Origin of the sequence: Verrucomicrobium spinosum DSM 4136 = JCM 18804, assembly GCF_000172155.1 — a bacterium.
GTDB classification, from domain to species: Bacteria; Verrucomicrobiota; Verrucomicrobiia; order Verrucomicrobiales; family Verrucomicrobiaceae; genus Verrucomicrobium; species Verrucomicrobium spinosum.
The window spans coordinates 6134193-6158633 of the sequence record NZ_ABIZ01000001.1 but is presented as its reverse complement, the minus strand read 5'-3'; the positions used below and the strand labels follow the sequence as shown (position 1 = coordinate 6158633).

Annotated in this window: 21 protein-coding genes and 1 tRNA gene; 14 read left to right on the top strand and 8 right to left on the bottom strand. The window is 59.2% G+C overall.

What is annotated here, in order from left to right; genetic code table 11:
• Window positions 1-88: 88 nt before the first annotated feature.
• From VSP_RS25125 to VSP_RS25110, 4 genes are all read left to right on the top strand, one after another.
• Window positions 89-1765: a nucleotidyltransferase domain-containing protein gene (locus VSP_RS25125; protein WP_029190745.1), complete on the top strand. Its 1677-nt coding sequence runs from the start codon at window positions 89-91 to the stop codon at window positions 1763-1765.
• A 33-nt stretch (window positions 1766-1798) separates the two neighbouring features.
• Window positions 1799-2209, top strand: a complete 411-nt coding sequence (locus VSP_RS25120) for an OsmC family protein (protein WP_009964159.1) — start codon at window positions 1799-1801, stop codon at window positions 2207-2209.
• Window positions 2210-2283: 74 nt separating this feature from the next.
• Window positions 2284-3537, top strand: a complete 1254-nt coding sequence (locus VSP_RS25115; RefSeq protein ID WP_009964158.1) for a Gfo/Idh/MocA family protein — start codon at window positions 2284-2286, stop codon at window positions 3535-3537.
• A gap of 67 nt (window positions 3538-3604) precedes the next feature.
• Window positions 3605-4912 (top strand): leucine-rich repeat-containing protein kinase family protein, encoded by a 1308-nt coding sequence (locus tag VSP_RS25110; RefSeq protein ID WP_009964157.1) that lies wholly within the window; start codon window positions 3605-3607, stop codon window positions 4910-4912.
• 16 nt (window positions 4913-4928) lie between these two features.
• Here VSP_RS25110 and VSP_RS25105 read toward each other — a convergent pair whose 3' ends face one another.
• The 4 genes from VSP_RS25105 to VSP_RS25090 all read right to left on the bottom strand — a co-directional run bounded on the left by VSP_RS25105 (window position 4929) and on the right by VSP_RS25090 (window position 8192).
• Window positions 4929-5747: a DUF899 domain-containing protein gene (locus VSP_RS25105; protein ID WP_009964156.1), complete on the bottom strand. Its 819-nt coding sequence runs from the start codon at window positions 5745-5747 to the stop codon at window positions 4929-4931.
• A 264-nt stretch (window positions 5748-6011) separates the two neighbouring features.
• Window positions 6012-6086, bottom strand: a tRNA-Val gene (locus VSP_RS25100).
• Window positions 6087-6181: 95 nt separating this feature from the next.
• Window positions 6182-7474, bottom strand: coding sequence for a 4-hydroxy-3-methylbut-2-enyl diphosphate reductase (locus VSP_RS25095; protein ID WP_009964155.1), 1293 nt, complete (start codon window positions 7472-7474; stop codon window positions 6182-6184).
• A gap of 34 nt (window positions 7475-7508) precedes the next feature.
• Window positions 7509-8192 carry a L,D-transpeptidase gene (locus VSP_RS25090; RefSeq protein WP_009964154.1) on the bottom strand — a complete coding sequence of 228 codons (684 nt, stop codon included), beginning with the start codon at window positions 8190-8192 and terminating at the stop codon, window positions 7509-7511.
• 54 nt (window positions 8193-8246) lie between these two features.
• On the opposite strand from VSP_RS25090, the gene VSP_RS37335 reads away from it, so the two are divergent.
• Window positions 8247-8921: a 3-keto-disaccharide hydrolase gene (locus VSP_RS37335; RefSeq protein ID WP_009964153.1), complete on the top strand. Its 675-nt coding sequence runs from the start codon at window positions 8247-8249 to the stop codon at window positions 8919-8921.
• Between the two features lie 7 nt (window positions 8922-8928).
• Here the strand turns inward: VSP_RS37335 and VSP_RS25080 are convergent, their stop codons facing one another.
• The gene (locus tag VSP_RS25080) at window positions 8929-9873 is read right to left on the bottom strand and encodes an endonuclease/exonuclease/phosphatase family protein (RefSeq protein WP_081452704.1); all 945 of its coding nucleotides are present in this window, start codon (window positions 9871-9873) and stop codon (window positions 8929-8931) included.
• A 16-nt stretch (window positions 9874-9889) separates the two neighbouring features.
• Complete coding sequence (locus tag VSP_RS25075; protein ID WP_009964151.1) at window positions 9890-10771, bottom strand: LysR family transcriptional regulator; 882 nt, start codon at window positions 10769-10771, stop codon at window positions 9890-9892.
• A 52-nt stretch (window positions 10772-10823) separates the two neighbouring features.
• Here VSP_RS25075 and VSP_RS25070 point away from each other — a divergent pair, with 52 nt between their 5' ends.
• Window positions 10824-11501 carry a YggS family pyridoxal phosphate-dependent enzyme gene (locus VSP_RS25070; protein WP_029190743.1) on the top strand — a complete coding sequence of 226 codons (678 nt, stop codon included), beginning with the start codon at window positions 10824-10826 and terminating at the stop codon, window positions 11499-11501.
• A 67-nt stretch (window positions 11502-11568) separates the two neighbouring features.
• Here VSP_RS25070 and VSP_RS37330 read toward each other — a convergent pair whose 3' ends face one another.
• On the bottom strand, window positions 11569-12630 hold the full coding sequence (locus VSP_RS37330; RefSeq protein WP_009964149.1) for a D-alanyl-D-alanine carboxypeptidase family protein: 1062 nt from the start codon (window positions 12628-12630) through the stop codon (window positions 11569-11571).
• 91 nt (window positions 12631-12721) lie between these two features.
• Here VSP_RS37330 and VSP_RS25060 point away from each other — a divergent pair, with 91 nt between their 5' ends.
• Entirely contained in the window at window positions 12722-13621 is a 900-nt protein-coding gene (locus VSP_RS25060; protein WP_009964147.1) for a peptidylprolyl isomerase, read from the top strand.
• Between the two features lie 87 nt (window positions 13622-13708).
• Here the strand turns inward: VSP_RS25060 and VSP_RS25055 are convergent, their stop codons facing one another.
• Window positions 13709-14764: a DUF3500 domain-containing protein gene (locus VSP_RS25055; RefSeq protein ID WP_009964146.1), complete on the bottom strand. Its 1056-nt coding sequence runs from the start codon at window positions 14762-14764 to the stop codon at window positions 13709-13711.
• A 177-nt stretch (window positions 14765-14941) separates the two neighbouring features.
• Here VSP_RS25055 and VSP_RS25050 point away from each other — a divergent pair, with 177 nt between their 5' ends.
• The 7 genes from VSP_RS25050 to VSP_RS25020 all read left to right on the top strand — a co-directional run bounded on the left by VSP_RS25050 (window position 14942) and on the right by VSP_RS25020 (window position 24375).
• Window positions 14942-16597, top strand: a complete 1656-nt coding sequence (locus VSP_RS25050; protein ID WP_009964145.1) for a GspE/PulE family protein — start codon at window positions 14942-14944, stop codon at window positions 16595-16597.
• Between the two features lie 107 nt (window positions 16598-16704).
• The gene (locus VSP_RS25045; protein ID WP_009964144.1) at window positions 16705-18375 is read left to right on the top strand and encodes a GspE/PulE family protein; all 1671 of its coding nucleotides are present in this window, start codon (window positions 16705-16707) and stop codon (window positions 18373-18375) included.
• Window positions 18376-18499: 124 nt separating this feature from the next.
• Window positions 18500-19780, top strand: a complete 1281-nt coding sequence (locus VSP_RS25040; RefSeq protein ID WP_009964143.1) for a type II secretion system F family protein — start codon at window positions 18500-18502, stop codon at window positions 19778-19780.
• A gap of 99 nt (window positions 19781-19879) precedes the next feature.
• Window positions 19880-20533, top strand: coding sequence for a prepilin-type N-terminal cleavage/methylation domain-containing protein (locus VSP_RS43485; RefSeq protein ID WP_029190742.1), 654 nt, complete (start codon window positions 19880-19882; stop codon window positions 20531-20533).
• A gap of 302 nt (window positions 20534-20835) precedes the next feature.
• On the top strand, window positions 20836-21207 hold the full coding sequence (locus tag VSP_RS25030; RefSeq protein WP_009964140.1) for a hypothetical protein: 372 nt from the start codon (window positions 20836-20838) through the stop codon (window positions 21205-21207).
• A gap of 18 nt (window positions 21208-21225) precedes the next feature.
• The gene (locus VSP_RS25025) at window positions 21226-22473 is read left to right on the top strand and encodes an L-dopachrome tautomerase-related protein (protein WP_157211046.1); all 1248 of its coding nucleotides are present in this window, start codon (window positions 21226-21228) and stop codon (window positions 22471-22473) included.
• Between the two features lie 72 nt (window positions 22474-22545).
• Window positions 22546-24375, top strand: a complete 1830-nt coding sequence (locus VSP_RS25020) for an SLC13 family permease (RefSeq protein WP_009964138.1) — start codon at window positions 22546-22548, stop codon at window positions 24373-24375.
• Window positions 24376-24441: the final 66 nt, after the last annotated feature.

Genomic DNA, 24441 nt, shown 5'->3' with positions numbered 1-24441 from the left:
CCCGAATTTTTGTCCAGGAATGAAATGTTTGCATGATTCGTGCCGCAGTCATGCGAAGTGTGGGAATCTGCCGCACCGTCCTGATCTCATGCCCATCTCAGCCCCCCCTGCTGTCACCGCCGTGCTTTTGACCGGAGGCTGCTGGCCCACGCCGGGGCAAACACTGCTGCTGCGGGCTGCGATTCTGGATGCGAATGAGGCCTTGCCGGCCTGGGACCGTTGGAAGGCGGAAAATGACATCAACCATCTGGAGGCCGGGACTTTCCGGCTCCTGGGCCTGCTTTACCGGAATCTCGTGCGGGTGGGGGTGGATCCTGCAGACCCTCTGCTGCCCAGGTTGAGGGGGATCTATCGCAATTTCTGGACGAAAAATCAGATCGTGCTAGGCCGCAAAGGCACAGTGCTGAAGGCCCTGGCCGCAGAAGGGATTCCCTGTATGTTGCTCAAAGGAGCAGGGTTGACTCTCACAGTCTATCGTGATCACGGCGTGCGCCCCATGGATGATTTCGATCTTTTGGTGCCGCTCTCTCGTGTGGGGCAGGCGATGGACATCTTGGAAGGATTGGGCTGGCAGTCGCAGGTTCACGCTCCGCGGGAACTTCCTGCAAGCATCCACGCTTGTTCGTTCCGGGATGCGGCAGAGGCCACGATTGATCTCCACTGGCGCCTCTGTCACCTGCCTGCGGGAAGAGATTTTGACCGCACCCTGTGGGAGGGCAGACAGCTCCTGGAACTGCATGGCGAGCCCGCCGGGGTGCCCTGCGCCACCGACCAGTTCCTTCACACCTGCGCGCATGGTCCTCAGTACAAGGCTGTCTCGCCGGTGCGCTGGATTGCCGATGCTTATTTCCTCGTGCAACAGGCGGGGGGCAAGATTGACTGGCGGCGGGTGGCGGAGCATGCACCCGCGGTGGGCACGGTTCAGGGGGTGCAGGGCACTCTGGACTATTTGCAGAAGCATCTGGAGGTAAAGATTCCGGCAGAGGCATCCCGATGGCTGGGGGATCTGAGGCCAACTTTTCAGGAACGATGGGAATCCCGACTGCTGGGAAAGCGCCTCCCTTCTCCGCTGCACAGGATGCCGCTGGACTTCAGTCATCACCTGCGTTGCTCCCGTGGGCAGGGCATGTGGCGTCAGTTGAGGGGGTTTCCAGTGTACTTCCGCCACGTCAACAACCTTCTGCCGGGGCAGTTCACCTCGCACCACCGGGCGCGGGCCGCCTATTGGTTTCGACACTGGCTCCCCTGGTACATGCGTCAGGTGCCGAGGCTGCTCCAGCACCGTGAAGTTGGAAGTGTGGGCCAGTTTAAGGGTGAGGACCTGAGAGGCTTTTATCCCCTGGAGCCCTATGGGAATCGGCTGCTGCGCTGGTCCCGACCCGAGGCAACGGTTTGGCTCACGTTTCCCGAAGGGCTCTTCTTCAAGGTCTGGATAGATGTGGGCAGGCTGCGTGCCTGGAGTTCAGATCTCAGCAAGCACCTTCAGTTTAGTGTGGACGGGGAGCCCCTCCCGCAGTCGTGTGTGAAAGGCAAACAGGGGATATTAACGCTCTCGATCGCCCTGTCTGCGGTGGCTGACCAAAGCGGGCGTCGTGCGGAGCTTTCCTGGGCCTGTCTGCCCCACGTGGCTGCGGGCGACTCGCGGGCCTTGGGCCTGCCTGTGCTCTCCGTGAAGGTGGCAACAGTCCGTCCGTCCAAATCGGATTCGACGGTGCCGAATGAGGCGCTGTCTGAAGTCCAGATGAATCCTGTAGATGCCTCTTGAAAGATCCGTGTCCGGCTCTTGCGTAAGAGCCCTATGGTTGAAGTAAATGTGACGTACGATGGCGGCTTGCGATGCCGTGCCCAACATGGTCCCTCCGGCGTGGTGCTGACGACGGACGCTCCGAAGGATAATATGGGCAAGGGGGAGGCTTTTTCCCCCACTGATCTCGTAGCCACGGCTCTCGCGACGTGCATTGCCACCACCATGGCCATCGTCGCCAACCGCAAGGGGTATGATCTGCCACAAATGACCGTGCATGTAGAGAAGCACATGACCTCGGCTCCCCCGCGTCGCATCGAGCGCCTGCCCGTGGTTGTCACCATTCCTCTGCCGCAGGATCACGCAGACCGGGAACTGCTTGAAGGCGCAGCCCGGGGCTGTCCGGTGCATCGCAGCCTTCATCCCGACGTGCAGGCACCCATTGAGTTTGTCTGGAACGGCTGATTGCCTCCCAGGGCTCATTTTTCCGGGTCGTGAAAACGGAAGCAGCCGGCAAATCTGTTCTCAGTTTATTTCCTATGAACCGACGCTCCCTTCTCAAACACACGACCGCCCTCGGGGCCGGTCTCGCCATCTCCGCAGTCCATGCACAGGAGGAGCGGGATGTGCGAAAGCTCAAGGTGGCCGTGGTCGCCCTGGGGCGCGGCATGGGACATGTGCAGGCGCTTCTGCAGATCCCCAATGTGGAGATCAAGTACCTGGCTGAGGTGGATCCAGTCCGACTCGACCGGGGGCTGAAGGTGGTGGCCGAGAAACAGCAGGTCTCCTGCGTGGGGGTGAAGGACTTCCGCACCTTCCTCGATGACAAGGAACTGGATGCCGTCTTCATCGCCACCCCCAACTTCTGGCACACGCCCGCCGCCGTACTGGCCATGAAGGCGGGCAAGCACGTGTACGTGGAAAAACCCGGCAGCCAGAACATGCAGGAGGCTGAACTCATCGTGGAGGCGGCGAAGAAGTATGACCGGGTGGTTCAAATGGGCAACCAGCGCCGCACCTGGCTCAAAGAGCCCATCGCCCTGCTTCATGAGGGAAAGATTGGCAGGGTGCACTATGCGCGTGCCTTCTACAATGCCAATCGCAAGGCGATCGGACAGAAGGCCAATCCGGCGTCACCTGAGATTGACATGGATCTCTGGCAGGGGCCGATGGCGGCCGAGCGGAACATGGAGCCGTATGTGCACTATGACTGGCACTGGCTGTGGCACTGGGGCAACGGGGAACTGGGAAATAACGGCATCCATCACCTGGACGTCCTCCGGTGGGGGCTGCAGGTGGACTATCCCCTGCGCGTCACCTACAACGGCGGGCGTTACTGGTACAATGACAAGCAGGAAACCCCGGACACCGGATCAGCCGTGTATGACTTTGGTGGGGTGGGCATGAGCTGGGAGCAGAGCAGCTGCCATCCCCGCCCCGTGGAGAAGACAGGAGAGTGCGTCTTCTACGCCGAAGGGGGCTCCCTGCACACCGCAGGGGCCGCTTACACGTTCTACGACCTGAAGGGCACAGAGATTGCCAAGGGCAAGGGCAAAGGGGGCGACGTGGAACACATTGGCAATTTCCTTGAAGCCATCCGTGGCAACGAGAAGCTCAATTCGCCCATCGATGAAGGGCAGAAGAGCACCCTGCTTTGCCACCTGGGCAACATCGCCTATCGCACGGGCAGCATGGTGCACTTCGACCCCAAGACGAAAAAGATCACCGGGAATCCGGAGGCCGAAAAGTATCTGGGGCGCAAGTATCGCAAGGGTTGGGAAGTGGGCATCTAGGGAGTGCGGTTGTCGCATTGCGCTGGCCGGGGTCTTGGCGTAGGAAGGGCGTTCCCACGCCTCTCCAATGTCTGTAAAGGATACTGCCAGTTCCGTTGCCCCACCCGCGAAGCGCATTGATCTTGCCTCGGGACTCACCGAGTTTCCTCGGGAGGTGTTCGATCACGCGGACACGCTGGAGGTGCTGAACCTTTCGAACAACCGGCTTTCCTCCCTGCCGGATGATTTAGGACGCCTGAAGAAGCTACGCATCCTCTTCTGCTCCAACAATGAGTTCACCCGGTTGCCGGCGGTGCTGGGCACCTGCCCAAGCCTGACCATGGTGGGCTTTCGCGCGAACCAGATCGAGGAGATCGAGGAAGGGGCATTGCCCCAGAATCTGCAGTGGCTCATTCTCACAGAGAACCGGCTCCGTGAGCTGCCTGTTGCGCTGGGGAAATGTGGGCGTTTGCAGAAGCTGATGCTTTCTGGGAATCTCCTCCACTCCCTGCCAGAGGAGATGGCGGCGTGTGAAAACCTCGAGCTCTTGCGTCTGGCTGCCAACCAGTTTGAAACTCTCCCTGGGTGGCTGTTGAAGCTGCCGCGGCTTTACTGGCTGGCTCTCGCGGGAAATCCGATGACAGGGGGTGTTCCTTCAGTAGATCAGGCTCATGACCCGTGCATTCCTTGGGATGAACTGGAACTTCAGGAGAAGCTGGGGGAGGGAGCATCGGGGATCATCCATCGCGCACGCTGGATTTCGGCACCGCCGCCGGGACTGGTCGCCGTAAAGGTGTTCAAGAATGCGATTACTTCGGACGGCCTGCCCGCCAGTGAGATGGCGGCAAGCCTTGGCGTGGGAGATCATCCCCACCTCACCAAGGTGCTGGGGAGGGTCTCCTCTCATCCTGAAGGGGCTCAAGGTCTGGTGATGGAGCTTATCAATCCCGGTTACACCGTGCTGGCTGGGCCGCCGAGTTTTGAGACTTGCACCCGTGATGTGTACGCGCCCGGACAGACCCTGGCACCCGAGGCGGCTTTCCGGATGGTCCTTGCCATTGCTTCCGCCGCCGCCCAATTGCACGAGCAGTGGATACTGCACGGGGACCTGTATGCCCATAACATTCTCCATAAGCCCAGTGGCGAATGCCTGTTGGGGGACTTTGGCGCAGCTGCGTACTATGACCGTGACGAAGAGGATTTGGCAGTGGCGCTGGAACGGCTGGAGGTGGGGGCATTTGGCTGCCTGCTGGAGGAACTGGTGAGGTTGATTCCTGAACCAGATCGTGGCAACCCATTGACGGGCAGGTTGACCCGGCTTCGAGAAGCCTGTGGTCAGCCCGCCGTGGCCCTGCGCCCTTCGTTCAAGGAAATTATGACTGGGCTCTCTGCTTGATCCTTCTCTGAGGGCATCACCGGTCCGTCGGGGGATTGCTACAGCAGGCTGGCGTCCCTGAGGTTGGCGCGGAGTATTCATCGCGCCGCTTGACCCAGTCCCCCAGATTGAAGTTGGGCCCGTTTTCGTTGCTGCCTTTTGGCGTGATATCGAGGAAGTGGTACGCTCCCAGCAGTGACTCCGTGGTGCGGGCGTAGTCTGAATAGGTGTGGAAGACGTTGCCGTGATCGTCCTTGTAGAAGACGCTCACGCCGGGCAGTTCGTCGATCTCCAGGTCTGTTTCCTCGAAGTTGTACTCCATTTTTCCTCGCGCCTTGTCCCCCTCGGTGGCGGAGACGTGATAGTCCTGATTGAAATCCGTATCATGTGCGGACACCCAGGGAAACTTCCAGCCCATGCGGGTTTTGTATTCCTCCAGCTCAGGCAGCGTTGCACGCGACACGGCGATGAGGGTCACGTCATGATGGAAGAGATGGATGTGTGGTCCATCGAAGTGGTCCACCATAAAGGAGCAGCCCGGACAGCCTTCCTTCCAGCCCGGACCAAACATGAAGTGGTACACAATGAGCTGGCTGTTGCCGGCGAAGAGGTCGGCCAATGATTTTTTTCCTGTTGGGGTGTCAAAGACATAGTTCTTCTCCACTTTCACCCACGGGAGTTTGCGGCGTTCCTCTGCCAGTTCATCCTGCACCTGCGCGGCAGCTTTTTCCTTCTTGATCAACGCCTTGCGGGCTTCGATCCACTCGGCGCGAGAGACGATCTCATGGCTGGATAGGGGCGATTCGACAGCGGTTTGAGGCTGGGGGGAGGGGCTTTCGATGGTGTTGGTACTCATGGTCTTTTCTCCTGTTTCGTTGGGCTGGCGGGAAATTCCCGGTCAGCAGGCTTCAGCCCCATGACGAATCGTTCCCAGTTGGCTGGACACTCGATCCAAGATTTTTCTTACCTCTCCCGTCGAGTGGTCGGTGAACCAGGGCACCGCTGATGTGCGAATGAAAGATGATGCCTCGTCGGACTAGAGTACCCTTTGCTCAAGAAAACAGCGCTGCCACACATGTCGATGTCGGCCACAAAAACATCTTGCCAAGGAGGCTAAGAATGGTGCGCGATACAGGGTTCGAACCTGTGACCCCCTCCGTGTCAGGGAGGTGCTCTACCACTGAGCTAACCGCGCAAACGGTGCTTCCTCTTTTTGGAAGCGGCCTGCTTGATACAATGAGGTGGTGCAGGACGCAAATGTTTTTTTGCGCTTCTGCCTGAGACCTCAAATCACTCTGGCCGCTGTTGTGCCTCGGCGGCACGGGCGGCTTCCTGCTTTACCAGATCGGGGGCCACGTCCCGAAGTTCAAACACCCGCAGGATCGTGTCCTCGATCAGATTGTTGGGGCAGGAGGCTCCGGCGGTGATGCCGACCACGATGGGTTCTTTGCTCGCCAGCTTCTCGGAGTAGCTGGTCTTTTCCGCCTTCAGGTGAAGATCGAAGTGCACGATCTCGGTGAAGCTCTTCAGCAGCTCGGCCGTGCGGATGAAGAAGGTGGGGAGCTCTTTTTCACCGATTTCCACGAGGTGAGTCGTGTTGGAGCTGTTGTAGCCTCCCACCACCAGCAGGATGTCGAGTGGCTTGCGGAGCATCTCAAACAGGGAGTCCTGGCGCTCCTGGGTGGCTCCGCAGATGGTGTCAAAGACCTGGAAGTTCTGCTGTGCCGGTTCCGGGCCGTCCCGGTCAATCACGGCTTGCTGCACCCTGCGTTGAAGTTCCTCAGTCTCCGACTTCAGCATGGTCGTCTGGTTGGCCACACCGACTCGCTTGAGATGTTGGTCAGGATCGAAGCCCGGCGACATCGCTCCTTCAAACCGCTTCAGGAATTCCTCACGGTTGCCGCCGTGGCGGATGTAGTCGCAGACATAATCCACGTCGCCCAGAGTGAGCACCACCACGAAATTTCCCTTCCCATCATCCCCCTGGGCTCTTGATGAGGTGGCCCGGGTTTCCTCATGAGAGGCCTTACCATGAATGATGGAGGTGAAGCCTTGCTTGGCGTAGCCTCGCACGCGCTTCCAGACGCTCATAACGTCGCCGCAGGTGGTATCCACCACCAGGCAGCCACGTTCGCTGATGATGTTCATCAACTGGGTCTCCGCGCCAAACGCGGGCACGATGACGACATCCTCTGGCCCGAGCTTGGAAACGGCCTCGAGGTGCTGGCTGATGGGGATGCTGACAATCCCCATTTCCGTGAGCTGCCGATTGACCTCGGGATTGTGAATGATCTCCCCCAGGAGAAAAACCCGCCGGTCGGCGAACACCCGCCGGGCGGCATACGCGAGATCGATGGCCCGTTCCACCCCGTAGCAGAACCCGAAATCCCGCGCCAGACGGATGGTGGTGTTGCCCACCGTCATGAATCCGCCAGCTTTCCGCAGGTTTTCCACCAGGACACTGCGGTAGTGCGTTTCCACCTCTGCTTGGACCCGCTCCATCACCTCCGGGGTGCGGACATTGACGCGGCGGGACTTGGCGGCAGGGGCTGGAGCGGACACAGGGGTGGAGGCGGCAGACATGAATCGGAGTCAGAAAACGGAACTCAAGGCCGGATCAGTTGGCAAAGAGGGGTTTGTCAGGGGCCTTGAAGGCGGCCTCAGTGATTAGTACGCTGTTCGGCGGGTCCGGCGCAAGGTAATGTTCCGGCCCGGGGCGGGTGGCGCTGGCTCCAAGCGTGCTGTCTTCCGGCTGGCTGTTGGCAATGTTCACCGGGGTACCCAGGCGGGTGAGGGCGAAGAATTTGGGGGCCACATTCTTGTGCAGGCGCAGGCAGCCGTGGGAACGGGGCACATTCCACACATACCCCTGGTGGAAGCCGTAGGCCGGGGAGAACTCCACCCAATAGGGCATGGGGTAGCCGACGTAACGTCCGCCACGCATGCTGGTGGCTTTCACGGGGGTGATGGCGTTCCCCTGCACGGCAAATCCGTAGCTCATGGAGCGCTTCTTCTCGATCTTCTTATAGACCGTGAAGTTTCCCTTCGGGGTTGGGTTGCTCGGAGTGCCGACACAGGTCGCGGTGACCAGGAGCGGCTTGTCCCCCTCCATCACATAGACCATCTGCTTGTTCAGGCTTACTTTGACCCGTACATTGGACAGGCTCTGCGGCCGGTAGGCCGGTGAGTCATAGTCGTCCTGCTTGGCTACTTGAAGGGTTTTGCAACTGGAGAGACCCAGGGCGGACAGCCCTGCGAAGGCCAGGATGACGAATTTGGGGAGTTGACTCGGAAGACTCATGGCGATTGTTTCGTAGCACACAACCCCGCTACTCTCCACCGTTTTCGTCCGCCCATGAAGGTCCTGCTTGCCCCAATTCTCTCCGTCGTTGCCCTGCTCACACCCATGACCGGGAAGGCTGAGCCCGCCCCGGTGGCCAGTACGGCACCGGCGACCAGCAAGGGCGTGGTGCTCTTCGACGGAAAGAACCTGGACAGCTGGAAGGCCTATGATGCGGGGGGCAGTGGTGAGATCACGGTCAAAGACGGACAGATGATCATTGGCTCTGGGGAATCCATCACCGGTACCATCTATCAGAAGACCAAAGATCTCCCGCTGACCAATTATGAGATCACCCTGGAGGCCCAACGTGTGGAGGGGATCGATTTCTTCTGCGGCCTCACGTTTCCCGTCGGAAGCCTGAAGACCTGCGCCACGCTGGTCGTCGGCGGGTGGAGTGGCAGTGTCACCGGCATTTCTAGCATTGATGGGCTGGATGCTTCCGAGAACTCTACCGGACACTTCCGCAAACTGGAGGACAAGAAGTGGTACCGTATCAAGCTGCGCGTCACGCCTGAGTCGCTCACGGCGTGGATCAACGATGAGAAGATGATCGATGTTGATATCGCGGGCAAGAAGATCGGGGTGCGTCCGGGGCCGATTGAGGATTACCAGCCTCTTTCGTTCACCACGTATCAGACCACGGCTGCCATCAAGAATGTGGTGCTGACGCCGATAGCGCCGAAATAGTGAGGTCTCACGGTGTATTCACCCGGAGCAACGTTAGCAGGGCGGCATGATCGGACTCAGATGACCACAGCTTTTGCGCCATCAAGGGCGGCAGGTCCTTGGAACTCCAGATGTGATCGATACTGAGCAATGGCAGTGGTGACTGGCGGGGCCAGGTTTCGCTCCAGCCATGGCCGGCTTCATCGAAGGCGTGATGGAAGGCCTCCTGCCACGGGGCGAGCCAGACGGATTCCCGCGGGGTGTTGAAGTCCCCGACAATGAGGGTTCGAGGTTTGTCCCGGGCCTGTGCCAGCACCTGCTCCAGCACGTCCTGCCGGGAACGGATGGGGGAGGAGACTCCGTCCACCATGAAAAGCTGCCAGCTCTGGCCGTCCACGGTCAGCTCCAGTTCGAGGTATTTGCTTCTCGATGGGAGGACGTGGGCACTCAGCACGCGGGCTCTGCCCCGGACCAGCACCGCGGTCCCGTGGGCGGTTTTCAGCATCTGGTAGCCGTCTGGAAGGGAGGTCACCAACGGATTGGGGTCCCCGGAAAGGCGGCCTGTTTCAACGAACCCCGCGATGTCGGGGTGATGTTCAGCCAGCAGACGGGCGACGCCCTCGTGCGGCAGGCGGCGATGGGCGAGGTTCCAATACAAGACCTTTAGCTCGCGCTGACCGGGGCGGGACCCCAAGGGGGCATGCTGCTGGTACGATGAGCCATGCCACCAGAGTCCGCAGGCGACGCCCAGGCTGAGTTTGACGGCGCGGCTGATGAGTCCCTGTTTCCCCGCAAGAGCCACTCCCAACCAGCCCAGTGTGAGGAGGGGAAGTGGCAGGCCGTAAAACACAGTGGCCAGGACGGGGTACCGGTCGCGCACCGTCAAATGCAGTGCTACCCCCAAAAGAAGAACCGCCATGGTCGGGCGGCGCGCCCAGCGCAACGCTCGATCCATGGCGGTCCGGGAAACCATTCTGGTCGTGGGGGGCTTACTTGGTGCCCAGCAGCACATTCATGAACTCCCGCATGGCGGGTGTGGTGATGCGGGCCTGCTTGCGGAGGATGCCCAACGGGCGGTTGAGCGATGCATCCTCCACCTTCACGGCGGCGAGACGGCCCTCGGCGACTTCTTTATCCACGGTGCGTCGGGGGACAATGGAAATAACGCCTGCCACCTCGACGGCGCGTTTCACGGTCTCGATGTTGTCAAATTCATGCTGCTGCAAGAAGGTGATGGCGTGCCCCTTCAAGGCGCGATCAATGGCTTTGCGAGTGGGGGTGTCAGGATCAAAGGCCACGAAGCTCTCACCCTGCAGTTCCTTCAGCTTCACCTTGCGCTTTTTGGCCAGGCGGTGGGTGGGGGCGCAGATGACCACCATCTCGTCTTCATCAAAGACATCGCTGATGATGCCTTTGCCTCGAACCGGGAATGCGACCAGGCCGATGTCGGCACGGCCATCCGCCACGTCGTCATAGATCATGGGTGAGCGCTTGTACTCGATCTGAACGTCCACGTCGGGATGGGATTCGCGAAACTTCTTCAGCTTGGCGGGCAGTTCATGCAGACCGATGCTGTAAACGGTGCTCACCTTGAGCGGGCCCGCCACCACATCCCGCAGTTCATTGAGACGGGAGTTGATGCTGTCATACACGCTCAGAATCTCCCGGGATGCTCTGTCAAAGATCTCGCCCTCAGGAGTAATGGAGAACTTCTTGCCGCCACGCTCGAAGAAGGTCACGCCGTACTTCTCTTCCAAAACCCGGATCTGTTGGCTCACTGCACTTTGAGTGATATTGTTCTTGGCGGCGGCGAGACTGAAGCTGCCGGTCTCAACGAGATCGCAGAAGATTTTGAAAATTTGCAGCTGCATGAAGTTAGGGTATTAATTATACTTTGCAAATAAATTACCAACTTGATAAAGCATGCTTATCCGTGACAATCTTTGCGTTGTAAAATCAAAAATTGTCGCAGCAGCGACAAGATCTGGAAGGAATTCAGACCAAATTGAGCTAATTGCCGTAACAAAGACATTTTCTCCTGAGATTATTCACGAAGCTGTCGTGGCTGGACAAAATTTGTTCGGAGAGAACCGGGTTCAGGAATTAATGTCAAAAGTGCCCTTGCTGCCCCCGGATGTGCGCTGGCATCTTATCGGCCACTTGCAGTCGAACAAAGTTCGCAAGGTGCTTCCCGTGGTCGAGGCCATCCACAGCGTGGACAGTCTGGATCTTGCCCGGAACATCCACCGGATCGCCGGGGAGCTTGGCGTTGTTTCCCAAATCTATTTGGAAGTCAATGTCTCTGGTGAAGCGAGCAAGTATGGCTTTGAGCCCGCCGGGCTGGAGGCGGAGCTGGAGGAGTTGCTGGCGCTAGACAGGCTGAATCTGGTGGGCCTGATGACCGTGCCTCCGATTGGTGAGTCAGGCGAGGAGAGCCGGCGTTACTTTGCGGAGCTCCGTGAACTACGGGATCGGCTGGAGACCCGGAGCGGCAAACGGCTGCCGGGTCTGAGCATGGGCATGAGTGGCGACTACGAGACCGCCGTGGAGGAGGGGGCTACCATCGTGAGGGTGGGCAGTGCCATCTTCGGTGGACGCTGACACTGCTGGCGCACCCTTGATCTCCATTCTGTGGCTTCACTGTAAAACAGCGAGTGCGGGCGGGAAATCAGGAGCGCTGGAGGCCCCAACGCATCATGACCATGCCATCGTCCCAGATGTACTTGGTCCTGGTACCGAGCTGCACCAGGATCACATCCTTGCGACCGGAATGGGCGGTGGAGATGAGGCAGCGGCCGGCGGCCACGGTGTACCCTGTCTTCATGCCGTTGCACTCCGCCATGCGTCCCAGAATCTCGTTGGTGTTCTCAAGAGTGACGCGACGCCCGTTGTTGAAGGTGAAGGTGTAGTACCTCCGCCGGACGGCGTCGCGGACCACTGGGTTGTTGTAGGCTGCCCAAGCGATGCGGGAGAGGTCACGTGCAGTGGAGTGCTGGCCTCCTCCCGTCAGTCCATGGGGGTTGGTGAAGTAGGAGTTGACCGCGCCGAGGGATCGTGCGCGAGCATTCATTTTCCTCGCGAAAGCTTCCACGCTCCCAGCGTTGTCCCGGGCCAGCACATTGGCGACATCGTTGGAGCTCTTCACCAGGAAAGCGATCAGAAGGTCCCGCCGGGTGTAAACTTCACCAGGTCTCACGCCCAGTTTGGAGGGCTCCACCACCACATCGCTGGGAGCGATCCTGACCCTTTGATCGAGATTCCCGGCCTCGGCCACAATGAGGGCGGTGAGGATTTTCTGGGTACTGGCGGCACCTCGCTGGGTGTCCGCATTCCGGGCGGCGATGACGGCTCCGGTGTCAGCATTCACGAGGATGAAGGACTCGGCCCGGATCGGAGGGGCGCTGCCGACGTTCGAACCGCTGGAAAACAACATGGTCTGCGGAGCGCCATAGTTCGGCGCTCCGTACGGCGAGGGATAACCTGGACCCTGCTGGGGGACGGAAAGAGAGATGGGATTGGGCGGCGGCATCTGGGGCGGCCGCGCCGTGGGCTGGGAGTAGGTGGCCAGCTGGTAGGAGGGGGCTGCCGGTGCGGCATAACCTGCTGCAGGGTTTGTCAGGCCCGTGCCAGCGCGATACCCGTAGGCGGGCATCGGAGCAGGCTTGTCGGCGCACTGCACGAGGAAAATGGAGGCTAGGATGGCCAGGTTCACCTTGATCTGGGTTTTCATGAGGGGAGCTTGATCACGATGGCGGGAGCGGAGCGTATTCACAACCGGGATTTCCTTTGCTCTTTTTCACCAGACACGCACACTTCATGCCATGGCTTTGATCATCAACGGCGAGACAATTGACGACGAGATTATTGAGGAAGAATTCCGTCACATCAAGGGGCACTACGAGCGGGCGCTTCAAGTTTCGTGCTGCGAGCGTGATCCAGAATTTCGCGGCATGGCCAAGGACAATCTCGCCTCCCGGGCCCTCCTCCAGCAGGAGTCCCGGCGTCGTTTCCCTGAGGTGAGCGAGGGGGAGGCCAAAGCGAGGTTGGAAAAGCTCATTGAGCAGGCGGGGGGTGAGGAGCAGTTCTACATGAGCATTGGGATGCCGTTCAAGGATGAGAGCCTGCTTCAGGACAATCTGGCAAACGGGGTGAGAATGGACAAGATGCTCCAGAATGTGTACTCGCCCGAGCCGGAGCCTGGGGAGGCGGACATTCAGGCCTATTATGAGGCAAATGTGAAGCATTTTCTCTCCGAGGAGCAGATCCGTGTCTCTCATATTTCCTTGAACCTCAGCGGTGCCCGCAGCCGGGCGGAGGTGTACCAGACCATGCGGGAACTGCGGGAGCAGGTGCTGGGCGGGGCCGACTTTGATGCGCTCGCGGCCGAGCACAACTCCAACAAGGACATGTCTCCTGATCTTGGCTGGTTCAAAAAGGGTGAGTTCATGGAGGAGTTTGAGGCCATAGCCTTCTCCATGCGGGACGGCGAGATCAGCCCGGTGTTCACCACCCAGTTGGGGTTCCATATCTGCCGCCTCACCGACCGCAAAGCGGCGGTGCCCAAGCCTCTGGACGAGGTGCGGGAGGCCGTGCGGGCCCGCATCCTGGAGGAGTATCGGGATGGCAAGTTCAACGAATTCCTGGAAACGCTCAAGGGCGGGGCCAAAATTGAGGACACTGAGCCGGAAGAAGATTGCGGCTGCGGCGGCGGGCACTGCTGAGGCGGAGTCTGCCAATTTCCAAAAAAAGAGCCCTCTGTGGAGAGGGCTCTTTTTTGTTGAAAGGCAAAACGGGCGTTGTGGCCGGTGTTATTTGGTGGGTTGGTGGGCCGTCTTTACGTGCTCGCCAAGGAGGTCCAGCCCGAAGTCAGAGTCAAAGTCGCGCCACGCGGTGTGCACGTGGTTGGCGTTGTTCTGGGTGTTGTCATACTCCACCACGAAGCTCTTGCCTTGAATCCGGTAGTAGTGGCCCTGACTGGGTTCGCGGCTGCCTGCCCAGGCAAAATGGATGGGGCCGCTGGCAAGGAGCTCCTGCCAGGCGGCTTCGGCCACCTCCGGGCGGATCCGGAACAGGTGCTCCTTGAGCAGCGTTTGGAGCTGAGTTTTCTGATCGGCGTTCAACTCGGCATCGCTGAGGCCATCCGGGGAGAGGGGGCTGACCTGGCGTTTCGCCTCTGTGAGGATGTCTTTGAAGGCGGTTTCCTGGATTAGCGCCATTTTCCACTGATCGTCATTGAGAGACTTGGCCAGCTGGCGACCCAGATCCTCCTCCGCCGAGAGCGGACGGACTCCCGTGCGGGGGCCCTGACGAATTTCGCCCGGGTTGGAGCCGAAGAAGCAAGGGGTGCTGCGGAACAGGGAACCGTCTTTAACCGTGAAATTCAGGGCCAGATGGTGCCCCTCCAGGCGCCAGCCCCAAACGCCCTTCATAGAAGGCTCGCCAAAAATGCTGATAAAATACTTCTCAGGGTCGCGACGGGCCCGGGCGGCGTCGCGTTTGGCGGGGTCAGCCCCTTCAATGCCAAAAAGGACCTCCTCCAGACTCATGATGGTGGTTGCCTTCACGTAGCCGCGGTAGCTCAACCCGGTGGTAAGCAGGGCGTGCCCGAGAAGCCGGGCCTCCGGGGGCATCTCCTTAAAAGAGAGGCCATTGCGTTCCCTGGGGACGAAGTGCCAGTTGAACCGTTCCTCTGACTCAAAGGGGTACAGGGCTTTCGTGCGGGCCTCCGCTGGCAGGGCCTTCAGGAGGGCGGTGGCAGTATCCACCATTTGCTGGCCTGCCTCGTGGGCCTGGAGGCGGGATGGGCAGAGGGACGACAGGCAGCCCAAGGCGAGAAGAGTGGTCAGGAAGCGGCGGAGTGACATAGGGGAGCGGAGGATGCGTACGGTGCTTGCGGCTGACTCGAACGGCTCTGTAGCGCGTTATTTCTCAAGATTTTGTCAAAAAAACCTGAGAGTATTGACACGAAAACTCGCAGCGGGGTAATCTGGCGCGCCTTAGGGACTATTTTCGAATTATTCACTGCCACCGCCTCGTCATACATGTATTCCAACGAAGACTTTTTGCTCGAACTTCTCCGGGAATCCGGGATGGTGAACGAGCAGGATCTCCATCACGCCCGCACCACCAAGAAACCTTCCGAGACCCTTATGGAGGGGCTCATCAAAGGAGGGGTGCTTTCTGAAGAAGACGTGGCGCAGACGATGGCGGTGAACTCCGGGATGGAGTTCATCGACCTCACGGGGTACGCCGTTTCTCCCGACCTGAAAAACGTGGTGCCTGAGGATGTGGCAAGACGCTACAAGGTGGTGCCCATCGGTTTCGAGCACGGGCGTCTCCAGATTGCCATCAGCGATCCCAACAACTTCGAGACTCTGGACGCGCTGCCGCACGTCCTCTCCACGGAGATCGAGTTCATCTGTAGCACGCCTGGGTCCATACGTACGTTGACCAGCAGCATCTACGGAAATGAGGGTGATATGGCGGGCACCGTGGTGAAGGGCATGGAAGGCAGTTCTGAGACGGACGCCCCCATCATTCGCCTGGTGACGAACACGCTGATGGAGGCGTTCAAAAACCGGGGCTCGGATATTCACATCGAGCCGATGGAGAAGGACCTCCGGATCCGCTATCGCATTGACGGGGTGATGCACGATGTGGAACACCATCCCAAGAAACTGCATTCCTCGATCATCGCCCGTCTGAAGATCATGACGGGGACGATGAGCATCGATGAGAAGCGCATCCCTCAGGACGGTCGTATCCAGATGAAGTTCCAAGACAAGGAGCTGGATCTGCGTGTCAGCATCATCCCCACGAGCAACGGGGAGAGCGTTGTCATGCGTATTCTGGACAAGTCCTCGCTGCGGCTGGGGCTGAGCGATCTGGGCTTCCTTTCTGATGACCAGGAGACGTTTGAAAAGCTGATCACGCTGCCGGACGGCATCATCCTGGTGACCGGCCCGACCGGTTCAGGTAAAACGACGACCCTGTACGCCTGTCTGAACTTCATCAACCGGCCGGACCGCAAGATCATCACCGTGGAAGACCCGGTCGAATATGAACTGCCGGGCATCAACCAGGTGATGGTGAAGGAGGACATTGGCATGACCTTCGCCGCCGCGCTCCGCGCCATGCTGCGACAGGCACCCAACATCATCATGCTGGGGGAAATTCGAGACATGGAGACGGCGAGCATCGCCATCAACGCCTCCTTGACCGGGCACTTGGTTTTCAGCACCCTGCACACGAATGATGCTCCGAGCGCCGTTTCCCGTCTTGTGGATATTGGCATCAAGCCGTTCTTGATCGCATCCTCCGTGCGGGCCATTGAGGCCCAGCGCCTGGTGCGCAAGCTTTGCCCGGAGTGCAAGACGCCAGGTTCCCTGACTGAGAAAGAACTGCGCTCCCTGCAACTGGATGCGTCCCAGGCCTATGGAGCGACCATCATGGATGCGACCGGTTGCCCGAAATGCCGCGGCAACGGTTTCCGAGGTCGTCTTTCGATCGTGGAAATTTTCAAGATGGATGACGAGGTGCGCGGAATGATCAACCAGTCGCTGCCGGCTCCGGTGCTGCGGCGCAAGGCCCGCGAGCTGGGCATGCGTACGCTGCGTGAAGACGGGGTGCGCAAGGTGTTGGCAGGCATGACCACTGCGGAGGAAGTCATTGAAGCCACCATGTCTGACGCGAACTGATGATCTGAAGACAACTGGGGGCGGGGCCCTGCCGGACTGCAAAACGGCCGCCCCAGACCCTGCCGGGAGCACAACGACAGAGACTAGACTTACTTTTTACACTTACAATGACAGCGCAAAGCGTGGTGGAACTGCTGACGAACCGGGGCCTGCTCGATGAAGGGCAAGCGGCGGACATCCTGTCGGACCACAAGACGACGGGGAAAGACCCGGTGGACCTCCTGGTGGAGTATGGCATCTTTAACAACGAGGATGAGTTCTGGGCTCTCGTGGCGGAAGAGATTGGTGCCGAGCACTACGATCTGACAACCTTCGAGCCTGGGCGGGATACGCTGGAACTGATTCCCGCCGGGATGGCCCGTCTCTGTGGCGCTCTTCCCATTCAGCTGGGGCCAGATGGCCTGTATGTTGCACTGACTGACCCGCTCAATCCCCAGTTGCTGGAGGACCTTCGGTTCGGTCTGGGCAAGAGCATTGTGCCCGTGGTGGCCCGGAAGGAGCAGATCCAGGCGCTGATCGACAAGCATTACGGCAGTGGCACCCAGAGCATTGAAGATATATTCGGCCAGCTGGGGATCAACTCCAAGCCGGGCGACCGGGCGAGTGTTGAGGCGGAGGCCAACAGCGCACCGATTGTCCGCTTTGTGGACCTGGTGCTTGAGCAGGCCATCAAAGAGAAGGCGTCTGACATTCACTTCGAGCCGTTCGAGCACGAGTTCAAGATCCGCTACCGGGTGGATGGCTCGCTTTACGAAATGGCTCCTCCGCCGGTGCACCTGGCGATGTCTGTCATCTCCCGTATCAAGGTGATGTCGAACATGAACATCGCTGAGCGACGCGTGCCACAGGACGGTCGTATTATGACTGTCGTGGATGGCCGTCCGGTGGACATGCGTGTCTCCACCCTGCCGACCCAGTACGGCGAGAGCGTGGTGCTCCGCGTGCTTGATCGTTCTTCGGTGAACTTGACGCTCTCCGCACTGGGGATGCCACCCTATCTGTACGACTACATTCAGGACACGATCCACAAGCCCAACGGCATTTTCATTGTGACGGGGCCCACGGGTGCAGGCAAGACCACGACGCTCTATGCCGCGCTTAAAGAGATCAATACCATTGATGCGAAGCTGCTCACGGCAGAAGATCCGGTGGAGTACGACATCGAGGGCATCATGCAGGTGCCGATCAATGAGGCAGTGGGCCTGACTTTCGGAAAGGCACTGCGATCCTTCCTGCGTCAGGACCCGGACCGCATCATGGTGGGGGAAATGCGTGACGTGGAAACGGCGCAGATCGCCATTCAGGCGTCGCTGACGGGCCACTTGGTGCTGAGTACACTGCACACGAATGATGCCGCTGGTGCCGTGACCCGTCTCATTGACATGGGTGTGGAGCCCTTCCTGGTGGCGGCCACGCTGGAAGGCATCCTGGCGCAACGTCTCCTGCGGACCATCTGCAAGGAGTGCGTCACTCCCTACACGCCCAGCCCAATTGTGCTCAACCAACTGGGGCTGTCCCAAAGTGACATTGGGGACAAGAAATTCTTCACTGGTGCAGGTTGTGGCGCCTGTGGCACCAGTGGCTACAAGGGCCGAAAAGGCATCTATGAGCTTCTGGACATCAACGACCCGCTCCGGGAGTTGATCACCCAGAAGGCTCCCACGCTGGTGCTCCGCCAAAAAGCCATCGAATTGGGAATGCATACCCTGCGCGAAGACGGTCTGCGCAATATTTATGACGGTGTCACGACCATCGAAGAAGTGCTGAAATACACCTAACCGCGCCTCATTCTCATGGACCCCGGCGAAAAACCGTCTTTTTCAGAGTGGACAAATTGACGCCGGAACCAGTAAGCTTTTCCCCAGAGTTAATACAATCCTGATTTACTGACGAACCCCAGCCATGCCGAAGTTTCACTACATCGCCCTCGACCAGAACGGTCAGGAGACTGCCGGAGACATAGACGCCCCGAATGAGGCGGAAGCCATCGGGCAGTTGCGCCGGAGCCAGCTCTACCCGACTCAGGTCGTGGAAGAAGGCAAGGGGGACTCCGCCGCGATCAAGCGCCGTGCGCGCGGCACCTCCGCCAAGGGCAAGACAAAAATCGGGGGCAAAGCCTCTGCATCCGCCAAGGTGGCGGGCAAGACGCTCATGATTTTCACACGTCAGCTCGCGACGCTGATCGACTCCGGTCTTCCGCTGTTGCGTGGTTTGACAGTGTTGGGGCGCCAGGAGCCGAACCCGATCATGAAGCGTACGATCAACACGCTGGCGGATTCGGTGCAGACTGGCAGCACGTTCTCGGAGAGTCTTCAGCAGTTCCCTCGCATCTACAACAAGCTTTACATCAACATGGTGAAAGCTGGGGAGCTGGGCGGGGTGCTGGAACTGGTGTTGAACCGTCTGGCAGAGTATCAGGAAAAGGCCCAAAAGCTGAAGAACAAGATCGTGGCTGCCATGGTGTACCCGATGATCGTGATGATCATCGCCGTGGGCATCATGATCTTCCTCATGACGGTCATTGTTCCGAAGTTCGAGAAGATCTTCGAAGACATGCTCGGCTCCCGCGACAAGCTGCCTGAATTGACGAAGTGGGTGATCAACACCAGCCGATGGATCCAGGGGAACCTGCTCATCCTTGCTGCCATCACTGCAGCGCTGATTGTCCTGTGGCAGGTCGTTAAGGCTACCAAGGGTGGTCGCCGGGTCATTGACCAGCTCAAGTTGAAAATGCCGCTCTTCGGGGATGTGCAGCGCAAGAGCGCCATCTCCCGGTTTACCCGCACTCTGGGAACGCTGGTCACCAGCGGTGTGCCGATTCTACAAGCGCTCAACATCACCCGTGAAACCGCTGGCAACGTGGTCGTGTCCGACGCCATCAATAAGGTGCATGACGCGGTGAAGGAAGGGGAGAGCATGGTGGCACCGCTGGAAGCCAGCAAGGTCTTCCCGCCAATGGTCATCAGCATGGTGGACGTGGGTGAGGAAACGGGTCAGCTTCCGGAGATGCTGCTCAAGGTGGCTGACGTGTATGAAGATGAAGTGGACAACTCGGTGTCCGCCCTCACCTCAATGCTTGAGCCGCTGATGATCGTGATTCTCGCTGTGGTGGTCGGTGTGATCGTGCTCGCCTTGTTCATGCCGCTGATCCAGATCATCCAGGGGATCAACCAGAACACCTAGTTCTACAACCTTCGAAGTGGAATTCATGCCCTGGTCGGTGCCTTCTGATGTGCACTGGCCGGGGCTTACTTCAAACCCCCAACTGCTCCGTAAAACGTCATGAAAATTCGCACCGTTTCCCGTCATTTGAACCGCCATTTAGCAGGCGGCTTCACGCTTATTGAACTCCTGGTGGTGATTGCCATCATTGCACTGCTGGCAGCGCTCACCCTGGGCGGCTTCCAGTACGCCCAGCAGGCCGCGGGCCGCAACAAAACGACCGCCTCCCTCGCGGCCATCAAGTCCGGTTTGGAACAATACAAGGAAAAGTTCGGTGAGTATCCTGCAGTGCCAGCAGGGATGGCTACTGAAACGGGCACCTATGGCGGATTGACGGTGAAGCGCGCCGCAGCGGCCATGCTCTATCAGGCTCTCAGTGGTGATGGCAATACCTACATTCAGTTGAGCGGAGCGGCAGGGGTGGAGTCTGACGGGGAGGTGTCGGCCGATGAAGTGCCGAATTCTATCAACAGCAATCTGCCTCCTCAAATGATCTTCTCCGGCGGGATGAGCAGAGGAACCCCGGGCAGTCGCTATTTGATTGACGGTTTTGGTCGGCCCTTCCAGTACACCAAAGGTGGCGAGGCTACTGCTGTGAACCCCACCTATGACATCTGGTCCTTTGGCCACTCAGATAGCTCTGGTACCCCCACTGACGATCTGAATACCAAGAAGAGCGCCACGGCAACGGCCACCTGGATCAAAAACTGGTAATCTTAGTTGTTGGTATTGACTGCAGGCCTCGTTCCAGATTTCTGGCGCGAGGCCTTCTCGTTTCCAGGGAGGGAGGTTCCCGAAAAAGCCAAGGTGATTTTCATGAAGCAGCGATCCGGCAAGGGCTACAGAGTGGGAGGACTCCAATCAGCGAAGGTCGCAACCACGCCATGGCTCCCTGCCATCAAATGTGAAAGTCCGGGACAGTGAGTCGGGATGTCTCAACAAAAGGGATCACCAGAAAACGGCAAGCTGGATCAAAAACTGGTAAACAGCGAGGATCTGGTTATCGTGCCGACACTATGGCACGAAACTCGATTCTCTTTGGCATCCTGATGGTTCTTCTGGGCGTGGCTGGCTGGGTGGCGGCTGGTGCCACAGCTGCGGCGAAGACGGCGTTGATCATCCCTTCTGCCTTTGGCGGTGTCTTGATCCTCTGTGGATTGATTGGGGCAAAGTTCCCTGGGGCCAACAAGCACGTCATGCATGTGGCAGCTTTGGTGGCGCTGCTCGGGACGGTGGGTGGTCTCATGATGGCCATCAAGGGCCTGCTGGGGGAACCTCATTGGCTAAAGATTATTACGCAGGGAAGTTTGGGCGTTCTTTGCCTTGTTTTTCTGGTGCTCTGTGTACGTTCATTCATCCAGGCCCGCGTGGCACGGAAGCAGGTTTGAGACTGAAGCATGCGCACCATGAACTCCCCCGACATCATCAGCCAGTATGAAGGTACGGCGTGGGGGGGCGGGAAAGGGGGCTCTCCCTCCATGGGGGGGCATCGACAGGCGTTCAGCAGAGACACCCGGTTGCGCCAGTGGATCGCCAGGATGTCTCGCGGGCCAGTTTTGGGGTGTTGTTTGATGGCGGCTCTCCCGCTCGTGGCTGCATCCGAGGCTCCCCCGCTGGAGGTGGTGTTTCAGCTTCCTCTGGCCCCTGCGGGACTGACGATGGCTCCAGATGGAGCCTTCCTGCTCAGCATCAGTTTTCAGGAAAAGCCGCAGAACCGGGTGGTGGCGGTGAATAAGAAGGGGGAGTCTCGTCCCTTCCCGACCCTGCCGATCAGTCAGGCCTCTAAAGAGGAGTCGCTGCTATTGGACGCTGTGGAAGGCTTGCATACTGACAAGAATGGGACGGTGTGGATGGTGGACAACGGTCGGCGCAGCGAGCTGCCGCCCAAGCTGGTGGCTTGGGACTTTGACCACAACAAGCTCCAACGTGTCATCCATCTTGCTCCTCCTTCAGTGCTGCCAGACTCTTTGCTGCATGATCTTGCAGTGGATCCCGAGTACCCCTTTGTGTACCTCAGTGATCCTGCCAACGGTTCGGACGCAGCGTTGATTGTCGTGGATATTGGCACTGGACTTGGTCGGCGGATCCTCCAAGGCCATCCCTCGGTGGTACCTGAGGAAGGCACCCAGCTTGAGATCGACGGGCAGCGGCATCAGACGCTGCGACTGGATGGCAGTGTGGCGAATACCCAGGGCGGGGTGAGTGCGCTGGCCTTGGATCGGAAGGGGGAATGGCTCTATTTCGGCCCCATGCGGTCGCGTCGGCTCTATCGGATCCGCACGGAACATCTGCGCAACACGGCCCTGGCCCAGGACAAGCTGGCCGGGCTGGTGGAAGAGTACGCGAGCAAGCCCGTTTGCAACGGCATCAGCCTCGATTCCAAAGGTAACATCTACGTTTCAGACGTCGGGGCCAAAGGAGTTGGGATGATCGCGGCTGGCACCAAGCAATACCGAGTGCTGGCGACAGATTCCCGGGTGTTCTGGCCAGATGGTCTGTGCTTTGGCACGGATGGCAAGCTTTACTTCTTTACCAACTCACGGAAGGGACGGGCTGGTGAGGTGATGACGGCATCCCTTTCAGCACCGGAGGCTCCGATGACGAATTATCTCTTCAGGCTCTCGACTGTGGGCAGCGGAAAGGTGGGAGATTAGATTGGGGCTGGCTCTAAGCCGCTCACCAAAGGTTGCTGAATGCCCTTGGGCTCCGGATAGTCGGGCGACCCTATGAATGCTGATCTGATCAAGGTGCTGTTCGCGCTGGCTGTGTGCGTGGTGATGCTGGTGCGCGATAAACCGCGGATGGATGTCGTGGCCCTGCTGGTGATGATCGCTTTGCCCCTGATGGGGCTGATGACGGTGCCGGAGGCGTTCGCAGGCTTTGGAGATCCCAGTGTCATTTTGATTGCCGCTCTCTTTGTGGTCGGGGAAGGGCTGGTGAGAACTGGCGTGACCTACCAGGTGGGGGAGTGGTTGTTGAAGAAAGCGGGCAGCAGTGAGTCGCGTCTGTTGATCCTGCTGATGCTGGTGGTGGCGGGGCTGGGGGCTGTGATGAGCTCCACTGGCGTGGTGGCGGTCTTCATTCCGGTGGTGTTGGGTGTGAGCAGGAAGCTCAAGATCCATCCGGGGCGGTTGATGATGCCGCTGTGTTTTGCCGGGCTGACGAGCGGAATGATGACTCTGGTGGGGACGCCGCCTAATCTCGTGGTGGATGCGGCATTGAAGCAGCGGGGACACGATGGATTTTCGTTCTTCGCGTTCACGCCTGTGGGACTTTCTGTGTTGGGGTTGGGGGTGGGTTACATGCTGCTGGTCAGGCGCTGGCTGGTGGGTGACCAAAACGCCGCGGCTACGGTCATAAGTCGCCGGGGTCTGTCCCACTTCATTGAGGAATACCAACTTCAGAACCGTGGATGCCGATTCCGGGTGTCTGTAGGTTCGCCGTTGGCCGGGGCAAAACTGGAGACGCTGAATCTGCGGCAGACGCATGGGGCCAACTTGATCTCTGTGGAGCGTCCCGGCCGCTTCCGATCCGAGCTGCTCCAACCGGCAGGCAAGACGGTGCTGAGGGAAGGGGATGTGCTGCTCGTGGATTTCTTCGCCGCCCACAATGCGATGGAGTTTGGTGTAAAGATGGGCCTCAAGCGGATGCCGTTGCGAGGGCACTATTTCATGGAGAGGTTAAACGAGGTGGGGATGGCGGAGGTGGCCGTACCCCCGGAGTCGTCCCTGATTGGGAAGACGGTGCTGGGGCAACATTTCCGGACGCAGCATGGGGTAAGCGTGGTGGGGCTGCGGCGGAATGGTGCGGCGCTGAGGACGGGGATTCTGGAAGAGAAACTGAAGATGGGAGACGTCCTGCTGGTGGCGGGCCCGTGGAAGGCAATCCAAAAGCTGCGGGGGCAAATTCAGAATTTTCTGGTGCTCAGTCTCCCGGCGGAGATGGATGAAGTGGCACCGGCAGCCAGCCGGGCTCCCTACGCTTTGGTGGTTTTGGGGATCATGATGGCGCTGATGATTGCCGGTGCCGTTCCGAACGTGACGGCCGCGTTGATCGCCTGTCTCCTCATGGGGGCGTTCGGTTGCGTTGATTTCAAGAGTGCCTACCGCTCCATCCATTGGCAAAGCTTGGTGCTTATCGCAGGCATGATGCCCTTTGCCCGGGCCTTGGAGACCAGTGGCGGAGTGGAGATGGCGGTGAATGGACTAACGACCGTGCTCGGAGACGCCGGGCCACGGGGGATGTTGGCCGGTGTGTTTGCTCTGACGGCGATGATTGGGCTTTTCATTTCCAATACCGCCACTGCGGTGTTGATGACTCCCATTGCGCTGGGTCTGGCGGAGAAGCTAAAGGTGGCACCTCATGCTTTCGGGATGACGGTGGCGATTGCGGCCTCCGCTGCGTTCATGACGCCGGTTTCTTCTCCGGTGAATACGCTGGTCATGGCACCTGGGCGCTATCGGTTTGGGGATTTCGTGAGAGTGGGGGTGCCGTTTGCCTTGCTGGTGCTTTTGGTGACGGTGCTGGTCGTTCCCTGGCTGTTTCCCGTGCGGTGAAATGCGATGGGCTGAAGAACATGTGAAAAGTGCAAAATTCTAGTTGAGAAGTTTGGTGCCCCGTCC